Source organism: Mycoplasma sp. 1578d (genome assembly GCF_024582695.1).
In the GTDB taxonomy this organism is placed as follows: Bacteria; Bacillota_I; Bacilli_A; order Mycoplasmatales; family Metamycoplasmataceae; genus Mycoplasmopsis.
Map to the genome: position 1 here is coordinate 527169 of NZ_CP102081.1, position 23765 is coordinate 550933.

The 23765-nt window shown below is 30.2% G+C and carries 20 protein-coding genes; 4 read left to right on the top strand and 16 right to left on the bottom strand.

Translation table 4 applies throughout. The annotated features are described in order from the left end of the window. The first annotated feature begins 349 nt into the window (after positions 1-349). On the top strand, positions 350-1627 hold the full coding sequence (locus tag NPA11_RS02070) for a hypothetical protein (protein ID WP_257043170.1): 1278 nt from the start codon (positions 350-352) through the stop codon (positions 1625-1627). A gap of 146 nt (positions 1628-1773) precedes the next feature. Then, on the top strand, positions 1774-2373 hold the full coding sequence (locus NPA11_RS02075) for a hypothetical protein (RefSeq protein ID WP_257043171.1): 600 nt from the start codon (positions 1774-1776) through the stop codon (positions 2371-2373). A 61-nt stretch (positions 2374-2434) separates the two neighbouring features. On the opposite strand, the gene NPA11_RS02080 is transcribed toward NPA11_RS02075, so the two are convergent. The 9 genes from NPA11_RS02080 to NPA11_RS02120 all read right to left on the bottom strand — a co-directional run bounded on the left by NPA11_RS02080 (position 2435) and on the right by NPA11_RS02120 (position 9846). Next, positions 2435-2899 (bottom strand): MPN499 family protein, encoded by a 465-nt coding sequence (locus tag NPA11_RS02080; RefSeq protein ID WP_257043173.1) that lies wholly within the window; start codon positions 2897-2899, stop codon positions 2435-2437. Continuing rightward, positions 2886-3764 carry an HAD family hydrolase gene (locus NPA11_RS02085; RefSeq protein ID WP_257043175.1) on the bottom strand — a complete coding sequence of 293 codons (879 nt, stop codon included), beginning with the start codon at positions 3762-3764 and terminating at the stop codon, positions 2886-2888. Before NPA11_RS02085 ends, NPA11_RS02080 begins: the two co-directional genes overlap by 14 nt. Continuing rightward, complete coding sequence (locus NPA11_RS02090; RefSeq protein ID WP_373457086.1) at positions 3745-4461, bottom strand: L-ribulose-5-phosphate 4-epimerase; 717 nt, start codon at positions 4459-4461, stop codon at positions 3745-3747. Before NPA11_RS02090 ends, NPA11_RS02085 begins: the two co-directional genes overlap by 20 nt. After that, positions 4454-5332: an L-ribulose-5-phosphate 3-epimerase gene (locus NPA11_RS02095; protein ID WP_257043177.1), complete on the bottom strand. Its 879-nt coding sequence runs from the start codon at positions 5330-5332 to the stop codon at positions 4454-4456. The genes NPA11_RS02090 and NPA11_RS02095 overlap by 8 nt, the downstream gene beginning before the upstream one ends. Next, the gene (locus NPA11_RS02100) at positions 5307-5963 is read right to left on the bottom strand and encodes a 3-keto-L-gulonate-6-phosphate decarboxylase UlaD (RefSeq protein ID WP_257043178.1); all 657 of its coding nucleotides are present in this window, start codon (positions 5961-5963) and stop codon (positions 5307-5309) included. The genes NPA11_RS02095 and NPA11_RS02100 overlap by 26 nt, the downstream gene beginning before the upstream one ends. A gap of 23 nt (positions 5964-5986) precedes the next feature. After that, entirely contained in the window at positions 5987-6466 is a 480-nt protein-coding gene (locus NPA11_RS02105) for a PTS sugar transporter subunit IIA (protein WP_257043179.1), read from the bottom strand. Positions 6467-6468: 2 nt separating this feature from the next. Beyond that, positions 6469-6768 carry a PTS sugar transporter subunit IIB gene (locus tag NPA11_RS02110; protein ID WP_306429069.1) on the bottom strand — a complete coding sequence of 100 codons (300 nt, stop codon included), beginning with the start codon at positions 6766-6768 and terminating at the stop codon, positions 6469-6471. An 81-nt stretch (positions 6769-6849) separates the two neighbouring features. Further along, on the bottom strand, positions 6850-8742 hold the full coding sequence (locus tag NPA11_RS02115; RefSeq protein WP_257043181.1) for a PTS ascorbate transporter subunit IIC: 1893 nt from the start codon (positions 8740-8742) through the stop codon (positions 6850-6852). Positions 8743-8790: 48 nt separating this feature from the next. Then, positions 8791-9846 carry a phospho-furanose lactonase gene (locus NPA11_RS02120; protein WP_257043183.1) on the bottom strand — a complete coding sequence of 352 codons (1056 nt, stop codon included), beginning with the start codon at positions 9844-9846 and terminating at the stop codon, positions 8791-8793. A gap of 383 nt (positions 9847-10229) precedes the next feature. Between NPA11_RS02120 and msrA the strand changes: the two genes are divergently transcribed. Together msrA and NPA11_RS02130 are read left to right on the top strand one after the other, a co-directional pair. Beyond that, positions 10230-10739: a peptide-methionine (S)-S-oxide reductase MsrA gene (gene msrA / locus NPA11_RS02125; RefSeq protein ID WP_257043185.1), complete on the top strand. Its 510-nt coding sequence runs from the start codon at positions 10230-10232 to the stop codon at positions 10737-10739. Positions 10740-11019: 280 nt separating this feature from the next. Beyond that, the gene (locus NPA11_RS02130; protein ID WP_257043187.1) at positions 11020-12345 is read left to right on the top strand and encodes a hypothetical protein; all 1326 of its coding nucleotides are present in this window, start codon (positions 11020-11022) and stop codon (positions 12343-12345) included. 161 nt (positions 12346-12506) lie between these two features. On the opposite strand, the gene NPA11_RS02135 is transcribed toward NPA11_RS02130, so the two are convergent. The 7 genes from NPA11_RS02135 to NPA11_RS02165 form a co-directional block, all read right to left on the bottom strand. After that, positions 12507-13547, bottom strand: a complete 1041-nt coding sequence (locus NPA11_RS02135) for a ZIP family metal transporter (RefSeq protein WP_306429070.1) — start codon at positions 13545-13547, stop codon at positions 12507-12509. Positions 13548-13549: 2 nt separating this feature from the next. Further along, on the bottom strand, positions 13550-14281 hold the full coding sequence (locus NPA11_RS02140; RefSeq protein ID WP_257043189.1) for a YebC/PmpR family DNA-binding transcriptional regulator: 732 nt from the start codon (positions 14279-14281) through the stop codon (positions 13550-13552). Between the two features lie 12 nt (positions 14282-14293). Continuing rightward, positions 14294-15085: an NAD(+) synthase gene (gene nadE, locus NPA11_RS02145; RefSeq protein WP_257043191.1), complete on the bottom strand. Its 792-nt coding sequence runs from the start codon at positions 15083-15085 to the stop codon at positions 14294-14296. Positions 15086-15217: 132 nt separating this feature from the next. Further along, positions 15218-16801 carry an APC family permease gene (locus NPA11_RS02150; protein ID WP_257043193.1) on the bottom strand — a complete coding sequence of 528 codons (1584 nt, stop codon included), beginning with the start codon at positions 16799-16801 and terminating at the stop codon, positions 15218-15220. A 103-nt stretch (positions 16802-16904) separates the two neighbouring features. Further along, the gene (locus NPA11_RS02155; protein ID WP_257043194.1) at positions 16905-18476 is read right to left on the bottom strand and encodes an APC family permease; all 1572 of its coding nucleotides are present in this window, start codon (positions 18474-18476) and stop codon (positions 16905-16907) included. A gap of 205 nt (positions 18477-18681) precedes the next feature. Continuing rightward, positions 18682-21399 carry an endopeptidase La gene (gene lon / locus NPA11_RS02160; RefSeq protein ID WP_257043195.1) on the bottom strand — a complete coding sequence of 906 codons (2718 nt, stop codon included), beginning with the start codon at positions 21397-21399 and terminating at the stop codon, positions 18682-18684. Between the two features lie 18 nt (positions 21400-21417). Further along, a complete protein-coding gene (locus NPA11_RS02165; RefSeq protein ID WP_257043196.1) occupies positions 21418-23754 on the bottom strand; it encodes a leucine--tRNA ligase in 2337 nt (778 codons plus the stop codon). Positions 23755-23765: the final 11 nt, after the last annotated feature.

Below are 23765 nucleotides of genomic sequence, written 5' to 3' on the forward strand. Positions count from 1 at the left end.
TAAAAAAATATTTCAAATACTCTAATCATTATTTGATTGAACAAATCACTTTTTAGAATTCGACTCAATTAATAAATTAATTTATTCGTTATAAAGTAAAATATTCATTAGAAATTCTAGGGACTAGAATTAAAACACCGCATTTTAAGTTGAAGAAAAACTAAAAAATCATCAATATGTTTTAAATGTGAAAAATGTTTTTTAATACATTAAAAATTATGGTTTAAATTTAAAATTTAAATATATTAATTGTTTATTTGTAAATAAAAAGCATAGTTGCTTTTTATTATATGAAAAAAATTATGGAAATATATCCTTTATTGCTATATAGTTATATAATTATAAAACTATGAAGAAAAATAAGATATTAAAAAGTTTATTGCTCTTAGGGGCACCTATTGCTCTTAGCATTGCGACAGTGTCTTGTGGAAATTCAAAGCAAAACACTGGATCAGAAAATACTCCAAAAGAATCAGGTAAAACTGAAATAAAAAATCCTGAAGCTTCAAAAGATAACAAAGATAAAAAGGATGAAGGTCAAGGAATGAATAATTCAGGATCTTCTACTGAAAGTTCACCGAAAACTTCAGAAAAAGAAAATAAATCAACTGAAGAATCAAATAAAAAAGACGAAAGTTCAAATACTGATAATAAAACAAAAGAAGGTTCAGAATCTAAAACACCTGAAAATACTACTCAAAAAGATCAAAAACCTTCAGAATCTAAAACTGATAAAACAGCAGGTTCTACTGAAACAAAAGAAAAAACTACAAGCGGAAGTGAAACTTCTTCAGGACAAAAAGAATCAATTTCTACTCCTGCAGGCGATCAAACTAAAACTTCTGAAAAAATGGAAAACAAAGGTGTAATGCCTTCAGATGATTCAAAACACACTTCAGGTGAATCAATGGAGAAACAAGAACCAAAACAAACACAAACAACAGATTCTACTTCTATGCAAGCAAGTGGAACAGATACACAAGGTTCTAAAGATACTTCTTCAATGGGAACTGGTTCATCTACAGAAAGTACCGTAAGTAAATCTGGTAATAGCATGACAGCTAGTGGAACACAAAGTGCGGGTGATAAAATGACCACAGAATCTCAAGGTTCGAGTGATCAAATGAGCGGACAAAATCAAACTTCAGGTCAAGACAATACCATGACTACTGAAAAAGGTTCAACAGATACTGCTACAAAACAAAGCGGAGATACAATGATGAAAACTACAGGTGAACAATCAGGTTCATCTGGTAGCGGTATGAACGATGCTTCAGCATCTTCAGGTGGTACTACAATGCAAGCCGGTTCAACAAATGGTCAAGCTTCAAGTGAAGGCACAACAGGTGCATCAGGAACAGAATCAACTGGCGGAAATAGTGGAACTGGTGTAAGTTCAACAAGTGGTTCAACCGATAATATGAGTGCTAGCGGAACACAAAGTGCTGGTGGTGCAATGATGACAACATCTTCTCAACCTACAGATCAAGGTGCAAGCATGAATAACGCAGGTTCAACTGGTGCTGGTGCTGATACTTCTGGACAAGGCGGTAATGCAGCTATGGGCAACATTTCGTCAGGTTCGACAACTGATTCTTCAGCTGGTTCAGGAAGTATGACTTCTTAATTAATTAAAAAATAAATATAAAAAATCGTTTATATTCATCTTGTGAATAGACGATTTTTTATTCGTAAAATTTACTATATATTTATAAATCTTAAAAAGTACAATTGTGTTTTTAGTTTTTAATTACTGATATATAATTTACTTCTATGAAGAAAAACAAGATATTGAAAAGTTTATTGCTCTTAGGAGCACCTATTACTTTTTCGATTGCGTCAGTATCATGCAGTAATTCGCAATCAAATACCAACTCAGAAAATAAACCAACTAAAAACACAAGCGAGAAAAACGAAACTCCAAAAGATAACAATCAAAATAATAATTCTGAAAAAGATCAAAACGATCAAGAAAAAATATCAACACCAGAATCCACAAAAGATCCTGATAAAACAAATAAAAGCTCTGAAGAAACAACAGGTTCAACTGAAACAAAAGAAGTCGAAAAGAAAGCTGGTTCTAATTTAGTTAGCTTAGTTCCAGCAACTCCTGTTAAAAGCGAATCAAAAGAAGAGAATAAAGATCAAGTTAAAAAAACACAAGCAAATTCCGGAACATCTAGTAGTAGTGATTTAAATCAATCTTCAAGTACACAGAATAGTGAGCAATCTGGAGAAAAACAAACATCAGAAAGCTCTGCAAAAACTTCTGACCAATCAGCTCAAAGCCAAAACACAGAATCATCAATGAATTCAACAAATTCGACAAGTTCAACAGAATCAGGATCAACAACAATAAATACACAAGCTTAAAATTAATAATATTAAAAACAGAGTTATCAAAACTCTGTTTTTAATATTAACTATTTTATGGTTAAATTGCATGAAATCCGAATCGAGTTCATTCTAAAACAACTTTATCGTCTTTTTGTTTATGTTTGGTATATAAATACTCAAAGTGTTTGATTCTAAAAAAGAAGATGTAACCTGAATAAATAGTTTTAATGGTTTTAAAATTAAAACGAATCGTTAAATTAGAAATGACTTCTCAATCAATATATTGATTGTCGTTCATTTGTTTGATTTTGTTTAATGGTAATTCAAAATCATATCCACGGTATTGTAATAATGAATTAAAGATTTGAAATTGAGGATCTCCGTTGAAAGAAAAAATAATATCTTCATCCTCAAAACCGTTTTTTTCAATTAAATCAAACAGCGTTCATGCGTGTTTGATGGCAAAATTTCTGGATTTGGGGGTAAAAACTTGTTGGATTGATGGTACCAATCAAAAACCATTATCCATATTATTGATTTTAACTCTTCTAACGTGTCTCATTTTCTCCTATCTGTGTTAAAAAATTATAGATTCCATCATTATCGTTTGAATCAGTGATAAATTGAGCATGTTGCTTAACAAAATCTTTAGATTGTCCCATGGCTACTGAATATTTAGCCACCTTAAACATAGCAACATCGTTTTCTTCATCACCAAAAACAATCGTTTTATTAAGATCAATATTGTATAGTTGAGCCAATTTTTGTAGAGCTTGTCCTTTAGAAATATTACTTGGCATAATATCAAAGACACGTTCTTGTGAATTAATCATGTAAATATGGTTAACCTCTTTTAATTGAGTTGCTGCATGAACGTGATCTTTTGGTTCACTATCAGATTTAATCACTAAAAACTTAACAATTTCATGCTCATTGATGTTAAATTGCTCTTGGTTTCATTGAGCATAAGTTTTTTGTTCAAAATGAAATTGATTTTGCGGTTTACGTGCATTATTTGTGCTAATAATTCATTCAAACCACTTTGGTAAAGAATTGCGATTATGAAATCCAAGCATCATTTTAGTAGTGTAAATTAAAAAGGTGACATTATTATTGATTAAAATATCAAATACAGCTTGAGCAGATTGAACATTAATTGGATTTTTGTCAATGATTTGATTATTTTTAAAATCATAAATCAATGCCCCATTACAGCAAATGACTGGATAGTGTAAATCTAATGTCAAAAATTCTTCTTTAGCTAAATAAGGGGGGCGCCCGGTGATAATTGACATTTTTTTATTGAGTTTTTTTTGAGACTCAATAATTTGTTGAGAACTAGGTAAAATTTGTTTTTTTGAATTTAGTAAGGTCCCGTCTAAATCAAAAAAGAGGTAATCATAATCACTATTTTTTAATTTGACCATAATATGCGTTGGGACCGTGTTTTCTAAAGTGATGTTTATCTTGTAAGGTTTTATTAGCCTGTTCTTTGTGCGGATCGATAATAAGAGTGTTAATTGCCATTTTGGCAACTTCTTCTAAGGTGAGAGCTAAATTCACAGCATCAATAGGATTTTTAATCGATCACACAAATGGACCGTGTTCTTTAACTAGAGTAGCACTAGTTGATTCAAAACTAAGATTGTTTTTTTGATAATGTTCAATAATGACTAACCCAGTGTTGTGTTCATATGCTCCGTTAATTTCTTCATCAGTAAGTTCACGAGTACATGGCACCGAACCATAAAAATTATCTGCATGGGTAGTTCCAAAGCATTTAATTTCTTTCCCGGCTTGAGCAAATCCTACCGCATAAGGAGAGTGAGTGTGTACTATTCCTTGAATATTAGAATTAGCTTTGTAAAGTAAGGTATGAGTCGGAGTATCGCTTGATGGATTTAATTTGGAATCAATGACATTATTATCCATGTCCACAACCACCATATCTTCTGGTGTCATACTTTCATAGCTCACTCCAGAAGGTTTAATCACCATTAATTTACGATCCTTGGTAATTCCTGAAACATTTCCTCAAGTATGAATGGCTAGTTTATATTTGTATAAAAGCATATTTGCTTCATATACTTGTTGTTTTAATTGTTCAATTTCGCTTTTATTCACCTTTAGCTCTCTTTCATTGGGTTTGGTAAAATTCTTTAGCTTGTTTAAGCAATTGTATATTGTGCTCAGGTGTTTCATCATCCTGATTTTTTGATCACATTTCAATTAAAATGGGAACATTTAAATTATTGTGTTTGATTTGTTTAAGCGAGTGCACAAAATCAACAGTTCCTTGTCCTCAAGGGACTTCTTTGAATTTATCTGGAAGGGTATCTTTAAAGTGAAAAGCAACAATTTTATCACTTCCTAGAAAGATTTCGTTTTCAATATCTTTGGTAAATTGATTTAAGTTTCCTAAATCTGGATAAATGTAAAACATTGGTGAGTCGATTTGTTTTAAAAATGATAAACATTTACTAATAGTTCCAGCAAAAGGAGTATCCATAGTTTCAAAGGCTAAAGTAATACTGTATTTTTGAGCTAGCTGAGCTGCTAGTTTCATTCCTTTGATAAAGTTTTCTTTAGTAGTTTGGCTTGAAGGCTCATAATATACATCATAAGCAGCAAGCTGAATAATTCTAATTCCCAGTTTTTTAGCTAGAATTAAGGCTTGTTCCATAATTTCTAGTGCTTTAGCCCGTGTTTGTGGATTTGTTGAACCAAATGGATAACGACGATGTGCACTCAAACACATTGAATTGAAATAAAAGTTTTTAGCAATTAATAATTCTCTCAGTTCATTAATTTGCTCATTGCTTCAATTTAATCTTTCAAGACGAAAATCTGATTCATCGACACTAAATTCAATAAAATCAAAACCAGCTGCTTTGGCAATATCAATTTTAGTGGCTCAATCAAATTTATTATTAATGGCCTTTTCGTAAATTCCTAAAAAACGAGTTGGATTATGATCAGTATTTTTTAAATTCATCTTTAAATTCCTTAGCTGCAGCCTCAGGGTCTTGAGCATCGCGAATTGAACGACCAGCAATAAAAATGTAAATTGGGATATCTTTAAATAATTTAATATCTTCAACTGATACTCCACCAGTTACAGTGACCTTGAATCCCATTTGTGCTAATCTACGCACAGTTTCAATGTCTTTTTCTCCTCATTTAACTCCAGCCGCTTGAGCATCGCGAGCACGGTGTCACACGACTTGAGGAACTTGGGCTTGTTTCCAACTCTCAACTTGTTCTCAACTAAAGTTTGTGGTCATTTCCACTTGAACTTCTTTGTTTCCATCGAAAGTTTTTGAATACTTGACCAAATCATCCATGGTTGCGTTTTCAGCAGCACAAATGGCAGTGATATAATCAGCTCCATTTTCGTAAAACATTTTGGCAAATACTTTTCCTGCGTCAGCAATTTTCCCATCAGCAACAATAATTTTGTCTGGGAACGCTTTTTTCAGATCAGCAATTGCTTGTTTTCCTTCCGAAGCAAGTAGAATAGTTCCTACCTCAATAACATCAATATATTTAGCAGCTTTTCGAGCCGATTCAATTGCATCTTGAGTGGTTAAATTATCAAGAGCAATTTGCAATAAAGGTAAAGCCATATATTTTCTTCCTCTCTTATTTTTTATAAATCTGATGCTTGTTGATCGATTTTAGTAATTAATTCTACTACTTGTTCTTTGCTTGTGGCCTTAATAATCGCTTCAACATTAGCAGGGTCACCAAAAATTTTCACAATTTGTGGTAAAGCTTCAGAAGTGTGCACTTCAGCACTAGTAGCCGCAAGAGCAACTAATAATTTAACTGGGCGCTCGTCATTTTCAAAGTAAACTGGTTCAGATAGTGTCACTAATGAGAATGAATTTTTAAGCACTCCAGCCTCACTTTGAGCGTGCGGCATAGCAAAATAATCAGCCACAATGTAATATGGTCCATATTTAATGGTATTTTCTACAACAGCATCATAATATCTACTTTCAACTAAACCTTTATCAATTAAAGGTTGAACTGAATGTTTAACAGCTTCTTTTCAATCTTTAGCTTTTAGTTGTACATTAACTGTGTCGTATTTTTTTAAAATTTCAACTAAATTAATTTTTTCCATAATTAAAAACCTAATTCTTTAAGTGCAACTTTAAGAGCTTCTTTAATTTCGTTTTTGTCCATTAAATTGGTTACTCCCACGATTTTAGCTTTTTGGTTGTGGTTAAATTCACTTGATAAGTGTTTTGAAGAAATGATAATATCAACTGAATTGGTCATTCCGGTTGATTGTCCCATTGAAAGAGCATCAACTTCAGCATCAATTCCTAATTCTTTCATAATGTTTTGTACTGATAGTTTAATAAGCATGCTGGTTCCCATTCCGTTTCCGCATGCTGCGATAATTTTTAATTTTTTATCCATGATGTTTGTCCTTTGTTTGAGTTTGATTTGATTATTTAAATTATAAAGAAAAAAGATTAGCTTAAGCTAATCTTTTACCAATTAGCTATTAACTAATTTTGGTTTAATTCTAAGAACTTTTTGTAAGAATGTTGGTTTGGTTTGTGAACCATTGTCTGAAATTAATCCAAGTACAATCATTCCGATAATTGCTAGTGGAACTAAAATTCAACCAACAATAGAATTGTATGATGAAATTCACATTAATAAACCAAAGAATATATTTCAATCGGCCATACCGATGAATCCAGTTTGTACTGGCGAAATAATTCCTTTAAAAATTTCGGCACCACGCATTACTTGAATACTAGCCGCTGTATTAGAGATTGCTCTTGATGCAAATGAAATGATGATAATTTCTAAGAATCCAATTAATCCTGGTAGGATTAATGCAGCTTTTCACCCACCGCTAGCATTTGCGTAAACTCCAAGCGAACCAGAGTTAAAGAACAAGGTAATAAATAATGGAATTGCAATATAGGTAAAGTGTTGATTTTCAATATTTGTTGATAATCCAATTACAACTCCTACCCCAAGAAATTGTCCAGCAACCCCAGAAATAAATCCAAAAGTTACTGAGTTAATCGCGAATCCATAAACAGCAGCTACATCAACAGCTACAACAGCCCCTGGAATTATTTTTTCGCTAATTCCATGGAATGATTGTTGAAGTTCGGTAATGAACATTCTAACCCCAGTGATAATTGCAAGTAATGCTGCAACAATTTTAAGCGATCCGCCAATAATGTTAACAACAAAGTTTGCGCTAGATCCAAATGCACCGTTTCAAATAGTAAAGTTTAAATCAGATTTTAATCTTGGGTCTGTTAAACCATCGAGTAGTTCTTTTGATGCTACTGAATCTTTAATAGTATTAGGGTTTACGAAACTATTTCATTGTTTGTCAATTACAGTTCCAGTAGGTGCTACTAATAATAAAACAGTAAATAAGACTAAGAACAAGGTTAAAATGATAATTGTTTGAGTGAAAATGTTGTCTTCAAAGATTTTTAAGTATGAAGGTAATTTTTTAGTTTCAGCTGAATCTTCCTTGTTTCCGAAGAATTTTCCTAATTTATATGTAGTAGTAATTGCTAACATTTGTTGGTGTCCAATTGAAAAACCAGCATTCTGAGTAACTGCATTAGTTCCTTTAATAGTGGCAGTCGAAGCAGTTGCTCAGTACACTCCAAGCACAAGACCTGAAATAACAATGGTTCCAATTTGGTGTCCAACAGGAATTGAATCAGTGAGAATTCCTAAATTTCCGAATAAAACAACATAAAGAATTGTAGTAACAACAGCACTTTGTTGAATCATAACGTGCCCAGTAATCATTAAACTGTTTGTATTGGTTCATTTTTTAAGAGCTACCATTACAATATTAATTGCATAACCTAAAATAAAGGCAAATGAAATAATTGAAGTGTAATCGTTTCCTGTGACAACACCTTTAAAGAATGTATTAGCACTTGAAAGAGCGAAATATGGATCAAGGGGAACGATTCCTGTATTCCCTTTACCAATTGCTTGAATTCCAAGGAAAACAGGTTTAGCTAAACCAACTAAGGCTCCTGAACCAATATTTAAAAGTAAGAATCCAACAATTGTCTTAAGAGCACCAATAATTGATTGTCTTAAACCTCTTCCCATGGTAAGGTACCCAATAAAGGTAAGGAAACCAAGTAGAACAGCCGGTAACCTAAAGAAGTTGCTTAAGTAAACTTTATTAAATAAGAACAAAAAAGCTCTACTAAAAGCATCACTCGACCAAGCAACAATAGTTGTTATTTCTTTTCCATCTTTATCATAATAAGTTGGAACTCCTGCTTTAACTAAAACAGTAACCAAAATAATGATAAGGTTGATAATAACAAATGCTGACCAACCAATGATTAGACCTTTTTTCTTCTTGTTGTCTAATTTATTAATCATCTAATTTTTCCTTTTAAAGATTTTTTAAATGGATGTTAGTTAAAATGATTAACTAACTTTTAAAAGTTTTTTTAATTCTAAAACTCTTGGGTTAACTTTTGAAGGATCAAAAGTTCTTTTTTCATCAAATGTCAAGATTTCTCTTGGATTGTTTACTAAAATGTCTTGAATTGCTTGTTCACTAACTCCAACTTGTTTAAGTAAAGGAATAAATCTGTCGAATAAGTATCCTAAACCAAAGGTTTGTTTTCCTTTTGTTAACCCATAGTGTCTTTGGTAAAGAATTCTACCTGCATCAAGTGATAAAGTAATGTGTTTTTGATATCCTTTATCAACTAAATATTTAATGTTTTCTGCTAAAGTAGCATCTGTGTAGTATTTAACACGATCAGGTCCATCAAAACATAATGAAACACCTAGCTCGCTAATAATTTTTTCATAGTAATACTTATCTGGATTTTTATTTAAGTGTGATAATTGAATTTTTCTTGGATTTGCTCCAAAATCAATTAAGTGTTGAGCTGCTTCATAAGCCATAGTTCCAAGTTGGGTGTGCACTAAAATTGGTGCTCCAGTTTCAATACTTGAACGAGCAGCTACTTCAAGTGATTTTAATTCAAGTCGATCAATAGCAGCATATCCAGTTCCGGCTTTAATAATTCCAGCTTTAGATTTAGATCTTTTCACTACAGGTCCACTGTAGTTAAGTTCATCCATCCCTTCTTCAATTTCAGCTTTAACCATTTTGACAATTTCATCAATTGGAGCTAAAGCAAGTCATGAAGCTCCTTTGTCATAAAAGGCAGCTTTATGGAAACCTGTGGCCATAATAATGTGTGCTTTACCGTTAAGTTTTTCAGCGATTTCTAACATTTTATGTACATCTCTACCCACATTAGGCGGATCCATTGTAACCATGGTTTTTCCGCCTTTAGCAATGTATTCTTCCATTTCTTGTACTGCTGCATCAATTGAAAGCATAACAAAATCTGGATGTTCATGTGCTTCAGGACCATAGTTTTTAATTAAGTGATCATGACAATCCACAACACCTAATTCTTTTGGATCAATGTCTCCTAATACAGTTCTTGCAAATTTTTTCATCATCCTCCTTTTTTATATCTTTTTTTAATTAAAAAATAAAAAAATTTGTTTTATTGTATTTAATTAATTCATCTACTATACAAATAAGCTTAAAAAGCTAAATTATATAAAGATATAATTATATGATATTTTATTTGTACGAAATTTAAATGCAAATAATTTAAAAAAGCACAAAAAATGGTTTAAAATAATCCAAATATGGAAAAAATTCAAAAAATTTCCATATTTGGAATTATTAATTCTATCTAAGCAACTTTGAGTGGATTACTTTAGTAAAGTATTTTATAATATATGTATAAATATTTCAAAAAATAATATTTTCAAAAATTATTTGTTTGAGAAATATTCTAGTTAATTCATAACAAGAGAAAGTATAGGTTATCATGCAAAAAGAAATTTATTTAGCTGGAGGGTGTTTTTGAGGTGTCCAAGCTTATTTTCAAAAAATAAACGGAGTCTTAAAAACTAGTGTCCATTACCTTAATGGTGGTTTTGAGGGCGTTTCATACAAGCAAGTATGCAACAATTCTTCGCATGTTGAAGCAGTAAAAGTAGTTTACGATAGTACTAAATTGAGCGAAAAAGATATTTTTGAACTCTTTTTACGCATTATTGATCCATATTCATACCACAAGCAAGGAAATGATAAAGGAGCTCAATATCGAATCGGAATTTATAGTAAAGATCCAGCCATGAGACATACATTTAATTTATTAAATAATGAATTTAAAGCTCAAGAGAAAAAAGATAATTATATTGAAATTTTAAATGTACTTGATGATACTCTTGCTGAGGAATATCATCAAGATTATCTTAATAAAAATCCATTTGGATATTGCCATATTAATCTAAATTCAATTCCAAATAAATATAAGAAAGAGTCGATTAAATAAACAAAAGGTTTATTTAGTTTTGTGTAATAAAACGTCTAAAGTTAGACCAAGATTTATCAAAGAACTTAGTCTTGTGTTCAACAAAACTAAGTTCTTTTTATTTAGTTTTTAAAATCCATTTTTCCTGTTTTTTCTAGAAATTTAGAAAGTTTGGAACTTTTTTATACTTGTGATCAAAATGTGGTAATTTATGGAAAACTTCTTAAGTGGTTAGAATTTTCTATATAATAAAGATGATTTTATATTAATAATCTAGAACTTGGTTAAGGAGTTTTTACATATGTCATTAAAGAATAAATTATTAAAAATGATTTTAATTGGTGTGCCAGCATTAACAGTGTTCACTACATCTTGTTCAATTAGTATTTTTCGAAAGAAAAATAAAGATTATTTAGAAAGTTTGGTAGGCAAAACACCTTATTTTATCGATTTAATTAGATTAAAACAACATGATCAAGGAATCAAAATGAACAATAGCATTATCTTTGATCAATTTGTTGAAAGTTGATATCATGAGAGAAAATATTTTTACAATGTTTTAGAAGAGGGAAAACTATTAATAAGCTCAATTGATGATTTTTCAAATCATATTATTAGCAAAATTAATTCGTTATATAAAGAATTTAAACTTCCTAAAACTCTTTCTGACGGACAAATTAAAAAAATCTTTGAAACTGATTTCTTGAATGGTCAAAGTATTGAGAACGTTTTAAAAAACAACAATATTCTAGTTTTAGAATCAAACGAGGACCGCTCTCCTATTGGTTTAAATTACGCTCTCAAAGAAGAAAAACAAAATCATGTAAATATTTTACGAATCAATGCATTTAGAATTACTCAAAAAGAGGGGTACCCTAGAGCACAGAATATTATGCCTAATCAAAGTGTTTTTAACGTTATTTTACTTCCAAAAGATAGAAAATTTAAGTTTAAATATACAACCAAATCAGAAAACAATCAATTATTAAGTGATTTATATCACGAATATAATTACAAAGCAGATCAGTTTTATGACTGATATTATTCTGGCATTTCGGGAAAAATAGATATCATACAAAACAAACAAGGAATTTTATATAAGGAAAATTTACTCTTAAATAATTTAACTGATGAATCTTTAAGTGGTTTACCGTTAAATTCTAAGGTACATACTATAAAAGCCACTAATGATTTTGATGAATTTATTACTAGTCCAATTCAACAAGTTGCTCAAAAACTCAAAACCCCTTTAACTAAAGAACAAGTAATTGATGATTTTGAAAAAAATTATTTAAATGGTCAAAAATTAGAAAACGTACTAAAAGGTTCTGATATTATCGTGCAACGAGCAATTGAAAAACCAAGCATGTTGTCATTAAACGATCCCGATCAATTGGTTAAATTAGCTAGTTCTAATTCATCAAAAATACAATTAGCTTTTATTAATGAAAGAGAATTTAATTTTAATTTTACAAGGAAATCTCAATCACCTGATAAAAAACCACAGATTTTTTATCAGGTTCTAACAGTGCCAAAAGGTACTCAAGTAGAGATTAAAGATAAATTAAACTTTAAAGAAACAAATGACTTTTTATTGATAAACAAAAATTATTATCTAAATAAATAGTCAACTAGATACATACTTACTTTAAAAATTATTAAACAATCTTAATTCTGTATTACACGGAAATAAGATTGTTTTTTATTTCATTTTTATGAGTTTATTAAAAAATCAACCTAAAATCAAAAAGGGATAATTAAAACCTGCATTTGCAGGTTTTTGCTTGTTTAGGATATTTGATGTGTATGAATTGAAAGTAATAGCACAGCACAAATGACTCCGATAAAAAGAGTTGCAATTACTTTAAATCAACGTTTTTTTTCCATGTTGTAATGGTAAAATTCTGGAAAAAATTCAACCAAGGAAGTAAATAAAAAGATCCCTCCAATGGCCGCAAAAATAAGCGATTTAAGTTCTCAAGCCGAATTAATAAAATTCCCTGAGTACACTCCAATGAGCATAAATGGCAGAAATAAAAATAAACCCAATAGTGAAATAAAAAGTGAAGTTCATTTAGCAAATCCACTATCTCTCAGACGATAATAAAAGACCATTTCTTCAGGAATTAAATGCAAAATTAAGCTAAAAATGAACACAAACGATAGCGAATTGTTTTGACCTTGTAACAAGAGATTAATATTATAACCAAGTAACAATCCTTCAGGAATCCTGTGAGTTAGCAATAAAACTAAAGCAATGATTTTGAATTTAGCTTCAACTTTATCGGTTAGTGTATCCTGAATCACTTCGCTACGATCTTGATTATTAAAAATATAACTTGGGTGTTGGTGAGTGTGGACATGCCCGTGTTCATCTGAATGTTCATGGACAAAAACTTGGAGTTTTTGAATTTGCATTAACTTTTGATTGATTCGGTATGAAATCACAAATTTAATAAAATAAGCTGATAAAACTCCAATAAAAACTCCACCACCAACAAGTAAAATATTATAAAGATAAATGTATAAACTACGGTTTGTCTTATTTTCAGAAAGCAAGGCATCTGAAAAAACTGAAGAAATTTCAAGCGATTCACGCATAAATCCAAATGTGGACATAATCAGGAAGAATCCGGTAGTAAAAGCATATAAATAAACTTTAGAACTTTTATTAAGTTGTTTTTTTAGTAAAGGAAATAAAAATGAGATAACAATAGGAATAAACAGTAATATACTTAAAAAAATGAGTACAATAATAAATTTAGCTGTACCACTACTTGAAGTTAAAATTCATAAGCTTTCATAAAGATCTTTTAAAAAATGAATCATTATTAAGTGAGTCCAATGTTGTGATAAACTTCTTGGACATCATCATCTTCTTTAAGTTTATCGACAAATTCAAGCAATTTTGCTTGCTTTTCAGGTTCGTATTCAACATACATATTTGGTAAATATGTCACTTCACATTGAATAAAATCGCTAATTGATAAATTTTCTTCAAGTGCATTTTTTAAGTTAGTAAATTCTTCCGGTAAAGAAGTAATTACAAAACTTTGCTCAGTAGTTTCAATGTTTTCAGCACCAGATTCAAGGGCAATAAGCATTAAAGTTTCTTCGTCAACTAAAGATTTATCAATTTCAATAATTCCTTTTTTATCAAAAGCAAAAGGTACTTGTCCGGTTTTTCCTAAAGTAGCGTTTTGTTTATTAAAATATGATTGAATATTTGACTTTACCCGATTTAAATTATCTGATAGAGTTACTACAATAAAAGTAGCTCCGCCAGTAACAGTAGCATTAAATACTGTTTCCACAAACGAAGAAGCTCCTTTATCCCCGCGAGCTTTAGCAATTGCACGTTCAATGTTATCTTTGGGCATGTTTTTACTTCGTGCTTTAGAAATTGCTAACTTAAGAGCTGGATTTTTTTCTGGATCAGGTCCGCCTGCTCCAGAAGCGGCTACAAAAATTTCTTTAGAAAGTTTTTGAAAAATTTTTCCCCGTGCGGCATCTTGAGCGTTTTTACGGTGTGCAATATTTGCTGAGTGTGAATGTCCGGCCATCTTTTTTATCTCCTATTTAACGTTTTTTGGTGTATAAACTTTATCTCGTTTATGTTGTGAATTCTTGTGTAATTTTTGAATTTTATCAACAATTTTGGGTTCAATATGTTTTTGAATACTTTGAGAATCGTTTAAATGGTTAATGTAAAAATCTAATTGATCATACGAAAATCCAAGTTCATTTTCATCACTTTGTCCTTCTCAAAGTCCAGCTGAAGGAGCTTTATCTAAAATACTTTGTGGAACATTAAGCAATGAAGCTAAAAATTTCACTTCTCCTTTAGTTAATTTACTAATTGGTAATAAATCAGCTCCTCCATCTCCGTATTTAGTAAAGTATCCAACAAAGACTTCATCTGCATTATCAGTTCCCAAAACCAATGAGTTATTTTCTTGCGCAATTGCGTATAATGTGGTCATACGTAATCGAGGTTTAATATTAGCAATGGCTAAATGATTACTTAAATTAAGTTGATTTAAAAAAATTTCAAAAGTTTGAGTAAGATCTTTGATTAAAAAAGTACTATTAGTGGCTTGTTCTAATTCCTTAATGTGTTTTAAATCATTTTCCGTCATGTTGATAATAGGCATGACAACACCAATGGTTGAATTTGGAAAGGTTTGTTTTGCAATGGTATATACCAACGAAGAATCGATCCCTCCACTAATTCCAACTACAACCCCTTTAGCATTGGCTTTTTTAACCTTGTTTTTAAGAAATAGCTTGATGGTGTTTAAATAATTTAAAGCTTTTTCTTTATCGTAAATTGCTTGATTGTTTTTGTATGAAGTTATTTTGCTCATAGTTGCATCACTTTTGATTAGTTATAAATTTATCTTTATTTTATCATAAAAATATATATTCCTTTTTAGGAATATATTATATAAGGAATCAAAAATGCAAATAAGTGCATTTTTGATTTAAACATTGAATGATTAAGGGTTTTGATTAATATCCTGTTTAAATTCATTATGGGAATTAAAAACAAAAAATTGGTACTTTCTCTTATATGCATGAGTTCGAGAATTTTGAATTGAAGTTAAATTAATTCGAGTGTTCTTTTTAGCATTATGTTCAGCGATGAAAAACATAATATAACCAAGTAGTAAAACCGCTGGATAAAGAGTGATATTAAGTGTATTTTGAATGGTTCAATTTAAGAACACAATTGATTTTCCTTGGACAATTTTTGTGTCAATTGGGAAAAAGAAGATAAATAAAATAATTAAAATCAAAACAAGAGAAACTATTTGAATAATCAATGAAGTTATATTTCTTCAATTGGTTTTATCTTTAATTTTTCCTTTATGATAATAAACAAAAAAGGTGATAAATCCAAGTACATATTGGAATAATCCGCTTGCTCCGCTAATTCCGGCTGCTCTTGTAACAGCTAAATCAAAATCAGTTTTGTCATTGATTAATGATCCGAAAAAGATAAGTATCATTAAACCTAATGATAAAGCTAAAGTTAAATAAATAATTCTTGAAAACTTGTTTTTGCTGTTTTTGACAAGGAAATATTTAGGTAAATAGCCATCTTCTGACAAGGGAACAAGTTTGTATGAAGCTGTTAATGATCCTGATATGCGTGAAGCGATTGAATTTGAAAGTGATCCAATGGCGAAAAATGAAAGCGCTACAATTCCACCAACAGCTCGATATACATCTGAATAATTTTTAATTCTAATTGATGCTCGGGATGAGCCATCACCAACTGGCAAGCCACTAAAAATAACAATCCCAAATGCATAAATAATGAAAACAATAATAAAAATGATGTTTAAATCCTTTTTAAAAGATTTTGTTTTGACTTCAGGTGACATACACGCAAGATCTTCAAACCCACCATATGCATAGAAAAAGGCAGTTGATATGGCAACAATTTTAGGTAAACTAATCTCTCGTGGTTTGTTATTATAGGTTAATAAATAATTTTCAGAAAACCCAATTCCTGCTGTTTGAGCAATTAACACTATAGCAAAAATTAATGAACTAAAAAGAATTAATCATTTAACAAAGGCAAAAGTAAAAATTAACCCTTTGCTTAATTGATAACCTAAAGTCGAAATAAAAATTAAAAAGACAAAAATAAATAATCCGCCGAGAATTAATCCTCATTTTGCAGTGGTATTATTTTTATCAATAAACGAGGCAAAAACTGAAACTAAAAATAAAGGGACTGTTGCTGAAGCAATTAAAGGACCAACATAATTGTTTCATCCAGTCAGAAAAACAAACATTCTAGCACCTAGTGTTTTTCTCCCGAATGCTTCACTGGCATAAATATACGGTCCTCCAAAACGTTCAGGTGATGATTCGGACATTTTTGAGAATGAAAGCATAACAGCTAAAGCAATTAATGAACAAATTGCAAAGACTAAAATTCACAATGGTCCAATTGAAAATAACGATAAGACGATTGCAACAAATGCAAATCCGGCAATAAAATTGATCCCGAACCCAATAAATTGTTTAGAACTAAAAGGTTTTTTATTAATATTAATATCTGTAATCATATAATAGACTCTAATTAACGATATAAGTTGTTTAATAATTTTACCATTTTTAAATATAGATTGTATATTTACAGGCGTTGAAATTTAGGTTTTAATTAATATTTTATTGGTTTTCTTGATCAAGATTGCTTGATGAATTAGTACTAAAAAATTGATATTTTCTCTTTATAGCATGAGTTCGAGAAGTTTGAATTAAAGTTAAATTAATTTGATTTTCTCTTTTTCAAGTGTGTTCAGCAATGAAAAATAAAACATAACCAAGTAATAAAACCAATGGATAAAGGGTGATATTAAGTGTATTTTGAATGGTTCAATTTAAGAAGACAATTGTTTTGCCATCGACAATTTTTGTGTCAATTGGGAAAAAGAATAAAAACAAAATCATCAAAATTAAAATTAAGGAAATTGATTGAATAATCAAGGAAGCGATATTTTTTCAATTATTTTTATCTTTTAACTTTCCTTTATAGTGATAGACAAAAAAGGTAATAAAAGCAAGGAAATATTGAACAAGAGCACTTGCTCCACCAATTGAAGCAGATTTTGAAACTGCTGAGTTAAAATCTCTCGATCCACTAGCTAGCGAGACAAAAAAGATTAAAAACATTAAAGTTAATGTAAGAATTAAGGTTAAATAAATAATTCTTGAAAATTTATTTTTGCTGTTTTTGACAAGGAAATATTTAGGTAAATAGCCATCTTCTGACAAGGGAACAAGTTTAAATGAATTTGCTAAAGTAATCGAGATTCTTGAAGCAATTGAGTTTGAAAATGAACCAATCGCAAAAAATGAAAGTGCAGTGATTCCACCAACAGCTCTATAGATATCTGAATAACTTTTAATTCTTGTTTGTGTTTCTGATCCTTGGTTATTTCCAATTGGTAAGCCACTAAAAATTAATAGTCCAACTGCATAAATGATAAAAACAACAATAAAAATTAAATTTAAAATTTTTTTAAATGATTTGGTTTTGACTTCGGGTGACATGGTTGAAATGTCTTCAAGTCCAACATACGAAAAGAAAAAAGCAGTGATTATTGTGATGAATTTAGATAAGTTTATTTCATTTGGTGTATTTTTATATGATAGTAGATAATTCTCTGAAAACCCAATTCCTGCTGTTTGAGCAATTAACACTATAGCAAAAACCATTGAAGTTGCAATAATTAATCACTTAATAGTGGCAAAAAATAAGACTAAACCTTTACTTAGTTTATAACCTAAAGTCGAGATAAAAACTATTAAAACAAAAATAACTAATCCAGCAATAATTAAACCTCATTTTGCTCCAGGGTTATTTGTATCAATAAAATCAGCAAAAACTGAAATAAGAAACAATGGAGCAGCGGCAGAATACATTAATGGTCCAAGATAATTATTCCAACCTGTGAGAAAAACAAACATTCTTGAAGCTAAGCTTTTTCGACCGAATGCTTCACTGGCATAAATATAAGGTCCTCCAAAACGATCACTTGAAGTTTCTGACATCTTTGAAAAAGAAAGCATGACAGCAAAAGCAATTAAAGAACAAATTGCAAAGACTAAAATTCACAATGATCCTAATGAAAATAAAGACATTGCAGTAGCGATAAAACCAAAACCAGCAATATAATTAATTCCAAAAGAAAGAAATGATTTTGAGCTAAATGGCTTTTGAACATTACTTGTACTCATATTAAAATCCTTTTCATCAATTATTTAATAACATAAAACTTGTAAATATATAGTGAATTTTACAATGTAAAACCATTTATCCACATTTAAAGCATATTAAAGTTTGTATAATTTCTGTAATTTAATACACAGAATTTATTAATAATTTTATCATAAAAATACTCTTTAAATTAGTAATATATTCTTAAAAAATAAAAATGCAGAACTATTCTGCATTTTCACAAGTGATGATTTGTTGTTTTGGTTCTTGCCCAAGGAAAAGGACATTATAAATATCATCATAAGTTTCAACTGGAATATAAACAATTTTACTTTTAATTTCATTTGAAACTTTAAGTAAATTTCTTTGATTGTCAGTTGGGATGAAAACATATTTTATTTTCCGTTGGTATGCGGCAAATGATTTTTCCCTTAAACCACCAATTTCAAGAACTCTTCCACGCAAGGTAATTTCACCAGTCATTGCATAACTTGTAGGAATTGGATAATTTTTTATCGCTGATAAAATTGCTGTAGTAAAGGTAACTCCAGCACTTGGTCCGTCTTTAGGAGTAGCTCCTTCAGGGACATGAATGTGAATAATGTTTTCGTCAAAGTTAAATTTTTGGACTCCGAATTTTTCAGCATTAGCTCGTACATATGAAAGTGAAATCATAGCTGATTCTTGCATTACTTCTTTAAGTGACCCAGTTAGTTTAAGCTCACTTTTTCCTGGGAAAATATTCACTTCAATTTGAAGTAATGAACCACCATAAGAAGTGTAAGCAAGTCCATTAACCACTCCAGAACCATATTCAGGTTCAGATTTTTCGGTATTATAAATAATTGGTCCTAAAAATTCGTCTAATACTTTAGGTTCAATTTCAAAGTGAGTAATACTTTTATCAAATTCAGTTTGTTTACTAATTTTCCGAGCAATTTTATCAAGCACTTTTTTCAATCCACGAACTCCGCTTTCACGGGTATAATGATTAATAATATATCTAAGCATATCGTCAGAAATATTGTATAAATCTTGATTGATATATGCTTGTTCAATTACTTTTGGGAGTAAGTGTTTGCGTGCAATTTGCATTTTTTCACTAAGTGTATATGCTGGAACTTCAATTAATTCTACCCGATCTAAAAGAGCTTCAGGAATTCCTTCGTAATAATTGGCTGTAGCAATGAAAATAACTTTTGAAAGGTCGTATTCATGCTCAAGGTAATGGTCTTGGAATTTAGTGTTTTGCTCAGGATCAAGCACCTCAAGCATAGCACTGGCAGGATCACCTTTAATAGCATCTGAAGACATTTTATCAATTTCATCAAGCAAAATAACTGGGTTAGAAATTTTGGCTTTTTGAATTGCTTTAATAATTTTCCCAGGCATAGCTCCAACGTAAGTTTTTCTATGTCCACGAATTTCGGCTTCATCACGAACTCCACCAAGCGAAACTTTAACCATTTTTCTTCCTAAAGCTTCAGCAATAGCCTTACATAATGAAGTTTTTCCTGTTCCTGGAGGCCCGATTAAAGTCAAAATTGGAACATTATTAAATGAAACAAGTTCATTTTCATTTTCTTTAAATAAAGATAAATCAATTTCAGTGTTTTTGTCAACACTAATCCGTTTTTTAGCGGTTTCATTTGAAACTCGCTTAGCTTTCATTAACACAGCAATGTGTTCAATAATCCGATCTTTAACTTCACCAAGTCCATAGTGATATTTATCTAAGGTTTCTTGCACTTTATTAATATCCAGCTTTTCTTTTTGAGTAATTCTTCAAGGAAGCTTTTTCATTAAATCAATATAAGTTTTAGTGATATTAACTTCAGGTGAAGTAATCATCATTTCTGAAATCCGATTAGTTTCTTTTTCGATGGATTTTTGAATTCACAGTGGATAACGTTTTGATAATTTTGCGTTTTTAAGAGTTTCTTGATATTCATCCAATTCAGCTTCTTTAACGACCATATCTTTAAGAGTTTTATATCTTTCTCTTAACATGTAATCATCTTGTTGCTCATTAAGTTTAGTGGCAATTTTACGGTTAATTTTGTTTTCAATTGAAGCTAAAAAGTAAATGTTTTTTTGAACTGTTTTACTAAATTCATCAAAGGAATCTCAGTGAAATTCGTATAAAAGCTTATATTTTAAAATATTTGGAGCCACAAGTTTGCTTAAAAAACTAAAGATAGTAAATTCAATATCAAAATTATAGTTAATCTCATCACTTGCATTGAATGCAGGATGAGATTTATAAAATTTGACAATGTTTTTAATTGTTGTTGTTTGTGCTTTGTCATTTGGGAGTTCTTGGAACATTGAATTAGTAAAATCAGCTTTGTTAATTGCCGGTTTTTCAACAAAATCACCTAATAAAATGCTAAAATTTTGACTTTTTAATTCTTTATAATGTTCTTTAATATCCGAAGCTAAAAGAAGTTCATAATCAGCTTTCCCGTCAAGTAAATTTTTATTAATTGCTTCTTTAGTTGGATTATCTTGATCTGCAATTAAAGTAATTGCAGATTTAATTTTGCTTATTTCAAATTGAGCAAGTGCTTTGTAAATGAGTACATATTCATTATTTTTTTGTTCAATTGTAATCACTTTAACAAGTAAGCCAGTAGAATATAAATCTAATTTAGTGTCTTCGTCGGTGCCAATTGCAAATTCTTGCATAGTTTGATTGGCTTCAGGATAACTATCAAAACGACCAGCACGATAAACAATTACTAAATTTTCAGTAAATTCGTTTAATAGTTGCGAATCAGTATCTGAATAAAGTTTTTTAAATAATTCCAAACGAGCTTTATTAGCTGGTTCGTTTTTCAAATCAATATTAATTGAGTGAATTGCCCCTGGAAAAGCTACATTATCCATGTCAGTGGTAATGTAGTGAACTTTTTTATCTTTTTTTGTTTGTTTAGTTTGCATTGGTTTTCTCTTTCGTTTTTATTGTTTCACAACAAAGTTAATTAATTTATTTGGAATAAAAATTTCTTTGACAATGGTTGCATTGCTTAATCATTTAGCAGCTTGATTTTTAGCAAGATCAAGAATTTGTTCTTTAGATGTGTTTTTATCAACTAAAATTTCACATCTGAATTTTCCATTAATAGTTACTGCATATGAAACTTGCGAAACTTCTAGTGCTACTGAATCAATAGAAAAATCATATAAATTTTTTAAATCAAAAAATTTGTTCGATAATTCTCAAGCAAAATGTGGAATAAAGGGTTCAAGAATATTAAGTAGAACATAAAACATTTCGGTAATTAACGTGCAATTATTAATTTTATCATATTCATTAAGCGTTTCCATTGTTCATGAAATCAAGGTGTTAAAAGCGTATTCGTTTTGACGATTTAAAAAGATTTCATTTTGTTTGATTAGACCTAGATAAAGTTTGTGTCGTGCTTTTTGTTCTTGCTCAGTGAGTTGTGAGTGAACAATATTTTTATAATCACATTGCGGATTCACTTCAAACGAACGTTCTCAAAGTCGTTTAATAAATTTAAATGCTCCATTGATCCCTGAATCACTTCACTCAAGTTCTTTTGTTGGTGGAGCAGCAAAAAGAATAAATAAACGAGTAGTGTCGGCACCATATTTAGCAATAATGGTCGAAGGTTCAACAGTATTGCCTTTTGATTTAGACATTTTAGCCCCATCTTTAAGCACCATCCCTTGAGTGAGTAAGTTTTTAAATGGTTCTCTAAAATTAATTAATTGTAAATCAGCTAGAGCTTTAGTGAAAAAGCGAGCATATAATAAGTGTAAAATAGCGTGCTCAATTCCACCAATATATTCATCAACTTGATTTCAATAATTTAAATCTTTATTGCTAAAAATAGTGTTTAAACGTAAAGTTTTTGGAGTGGTAAATCTTAAAAAATATCAACTTGATTCAAAGAATGTATCAAGTGTATCGGTTTCGCGTTTTGCTTTTGAGCCACAAACATGACAAGTTGTATTGATCCATTCTGACACTTGATCTAATGGATTCCCGTGTCCATTAAAAGTAACATTTTTAGGTAGAGTTATTGGAAGTGAGTTAAGATCTACTGGTATAGTCCCACATTTTTGACAGTGAATTAACGGAATTGGAGTTCCTCAGTATCTTTGGCGAGAAATTCCTCAATCACGTAAATTGTATTTAGTTTCTAAAGTAAGTTTGTCTTTATCAATTTCATGCAATTGCTTGTTTAAAACAGGAATATGGTTTGTTTGCATAAAAATTGATTGAGTTTTATTTTTGCTCGAGGCAAATTGAGCAGTTTTGGTTAAATGAACACTTGCAAAATCAGTTATATATAAGTCTAAACTAATATTGCTATGCTCAATTTTAGCACTAAAAGGTAATTTTAAAGCTAATTTATCACTAAAAATTTTATTATTAATATTTGAATTAATTCGTTCAATTATTTGAGTTTGTTCAAGAGTGAAAAACTTTTGGTTAATGAGATTTTGCACCAATGAATTGCTAGTCCCTAAAGCAATAAAATCTGCATTTAATACATTGGTTAAATCGCTTTCATAAATTGGCATTTGTAAAGTGCTATTATCAAGGTGATTAGTGAGATTAAGTACAAATTTATATTCTTGCTTCTTACCGATTCAATTATGTTGCATTGAAAGAACTTGGTCTGGTCAATGTTTCTTTAATGAGTTTAATTCTTCTAATAATTCATCAGCATAATCAGTAATTTTAAGATAATAAGTTTCAAGTTCTTTTTGAATAATGACATTATCACAACGTCAACATTTATTATCAATGACTTGTTCATTTGCTAGAACAGTATTATCATGCTCACAAAAATTTAATAAACTTTTCCGTTTATAAATCAACCCTTTTTCTCAAAGTTTAATAAAAAGAAACTGCTCCCACTTAGTATAACTTGTATTTGCAGTGATTAGTTCATAATCTCAGGCTACTGAAATTCCAAGCTTTTTAATTTCTTGATCCATTGAAGCAATATTTTGATAGGTTCATTGCTCAGGGTGAATTTGACGTTTAATAGCAGCATTTTCAGCTGGTAAACCAAATGCATCTCAGCCGAATGGATGAAAGACATTAAAGCCTTTACGCCGATAAAAGCGAGCGATAGCATCGCCGATTGAATAATTACGCACATGCCCCATGTGAATTTTTCCACTTGGATACGGAAACATACTTAAAATATACTTTTTGGGCAAATTAAAGTTATCAAGCGGTTCATTACTTTTGTGTACATCTCAATATTGCTGTCACTTGGTGTCAATATCTCAAAAGTTATATTCTTTGTCCATAAATCTCCTGA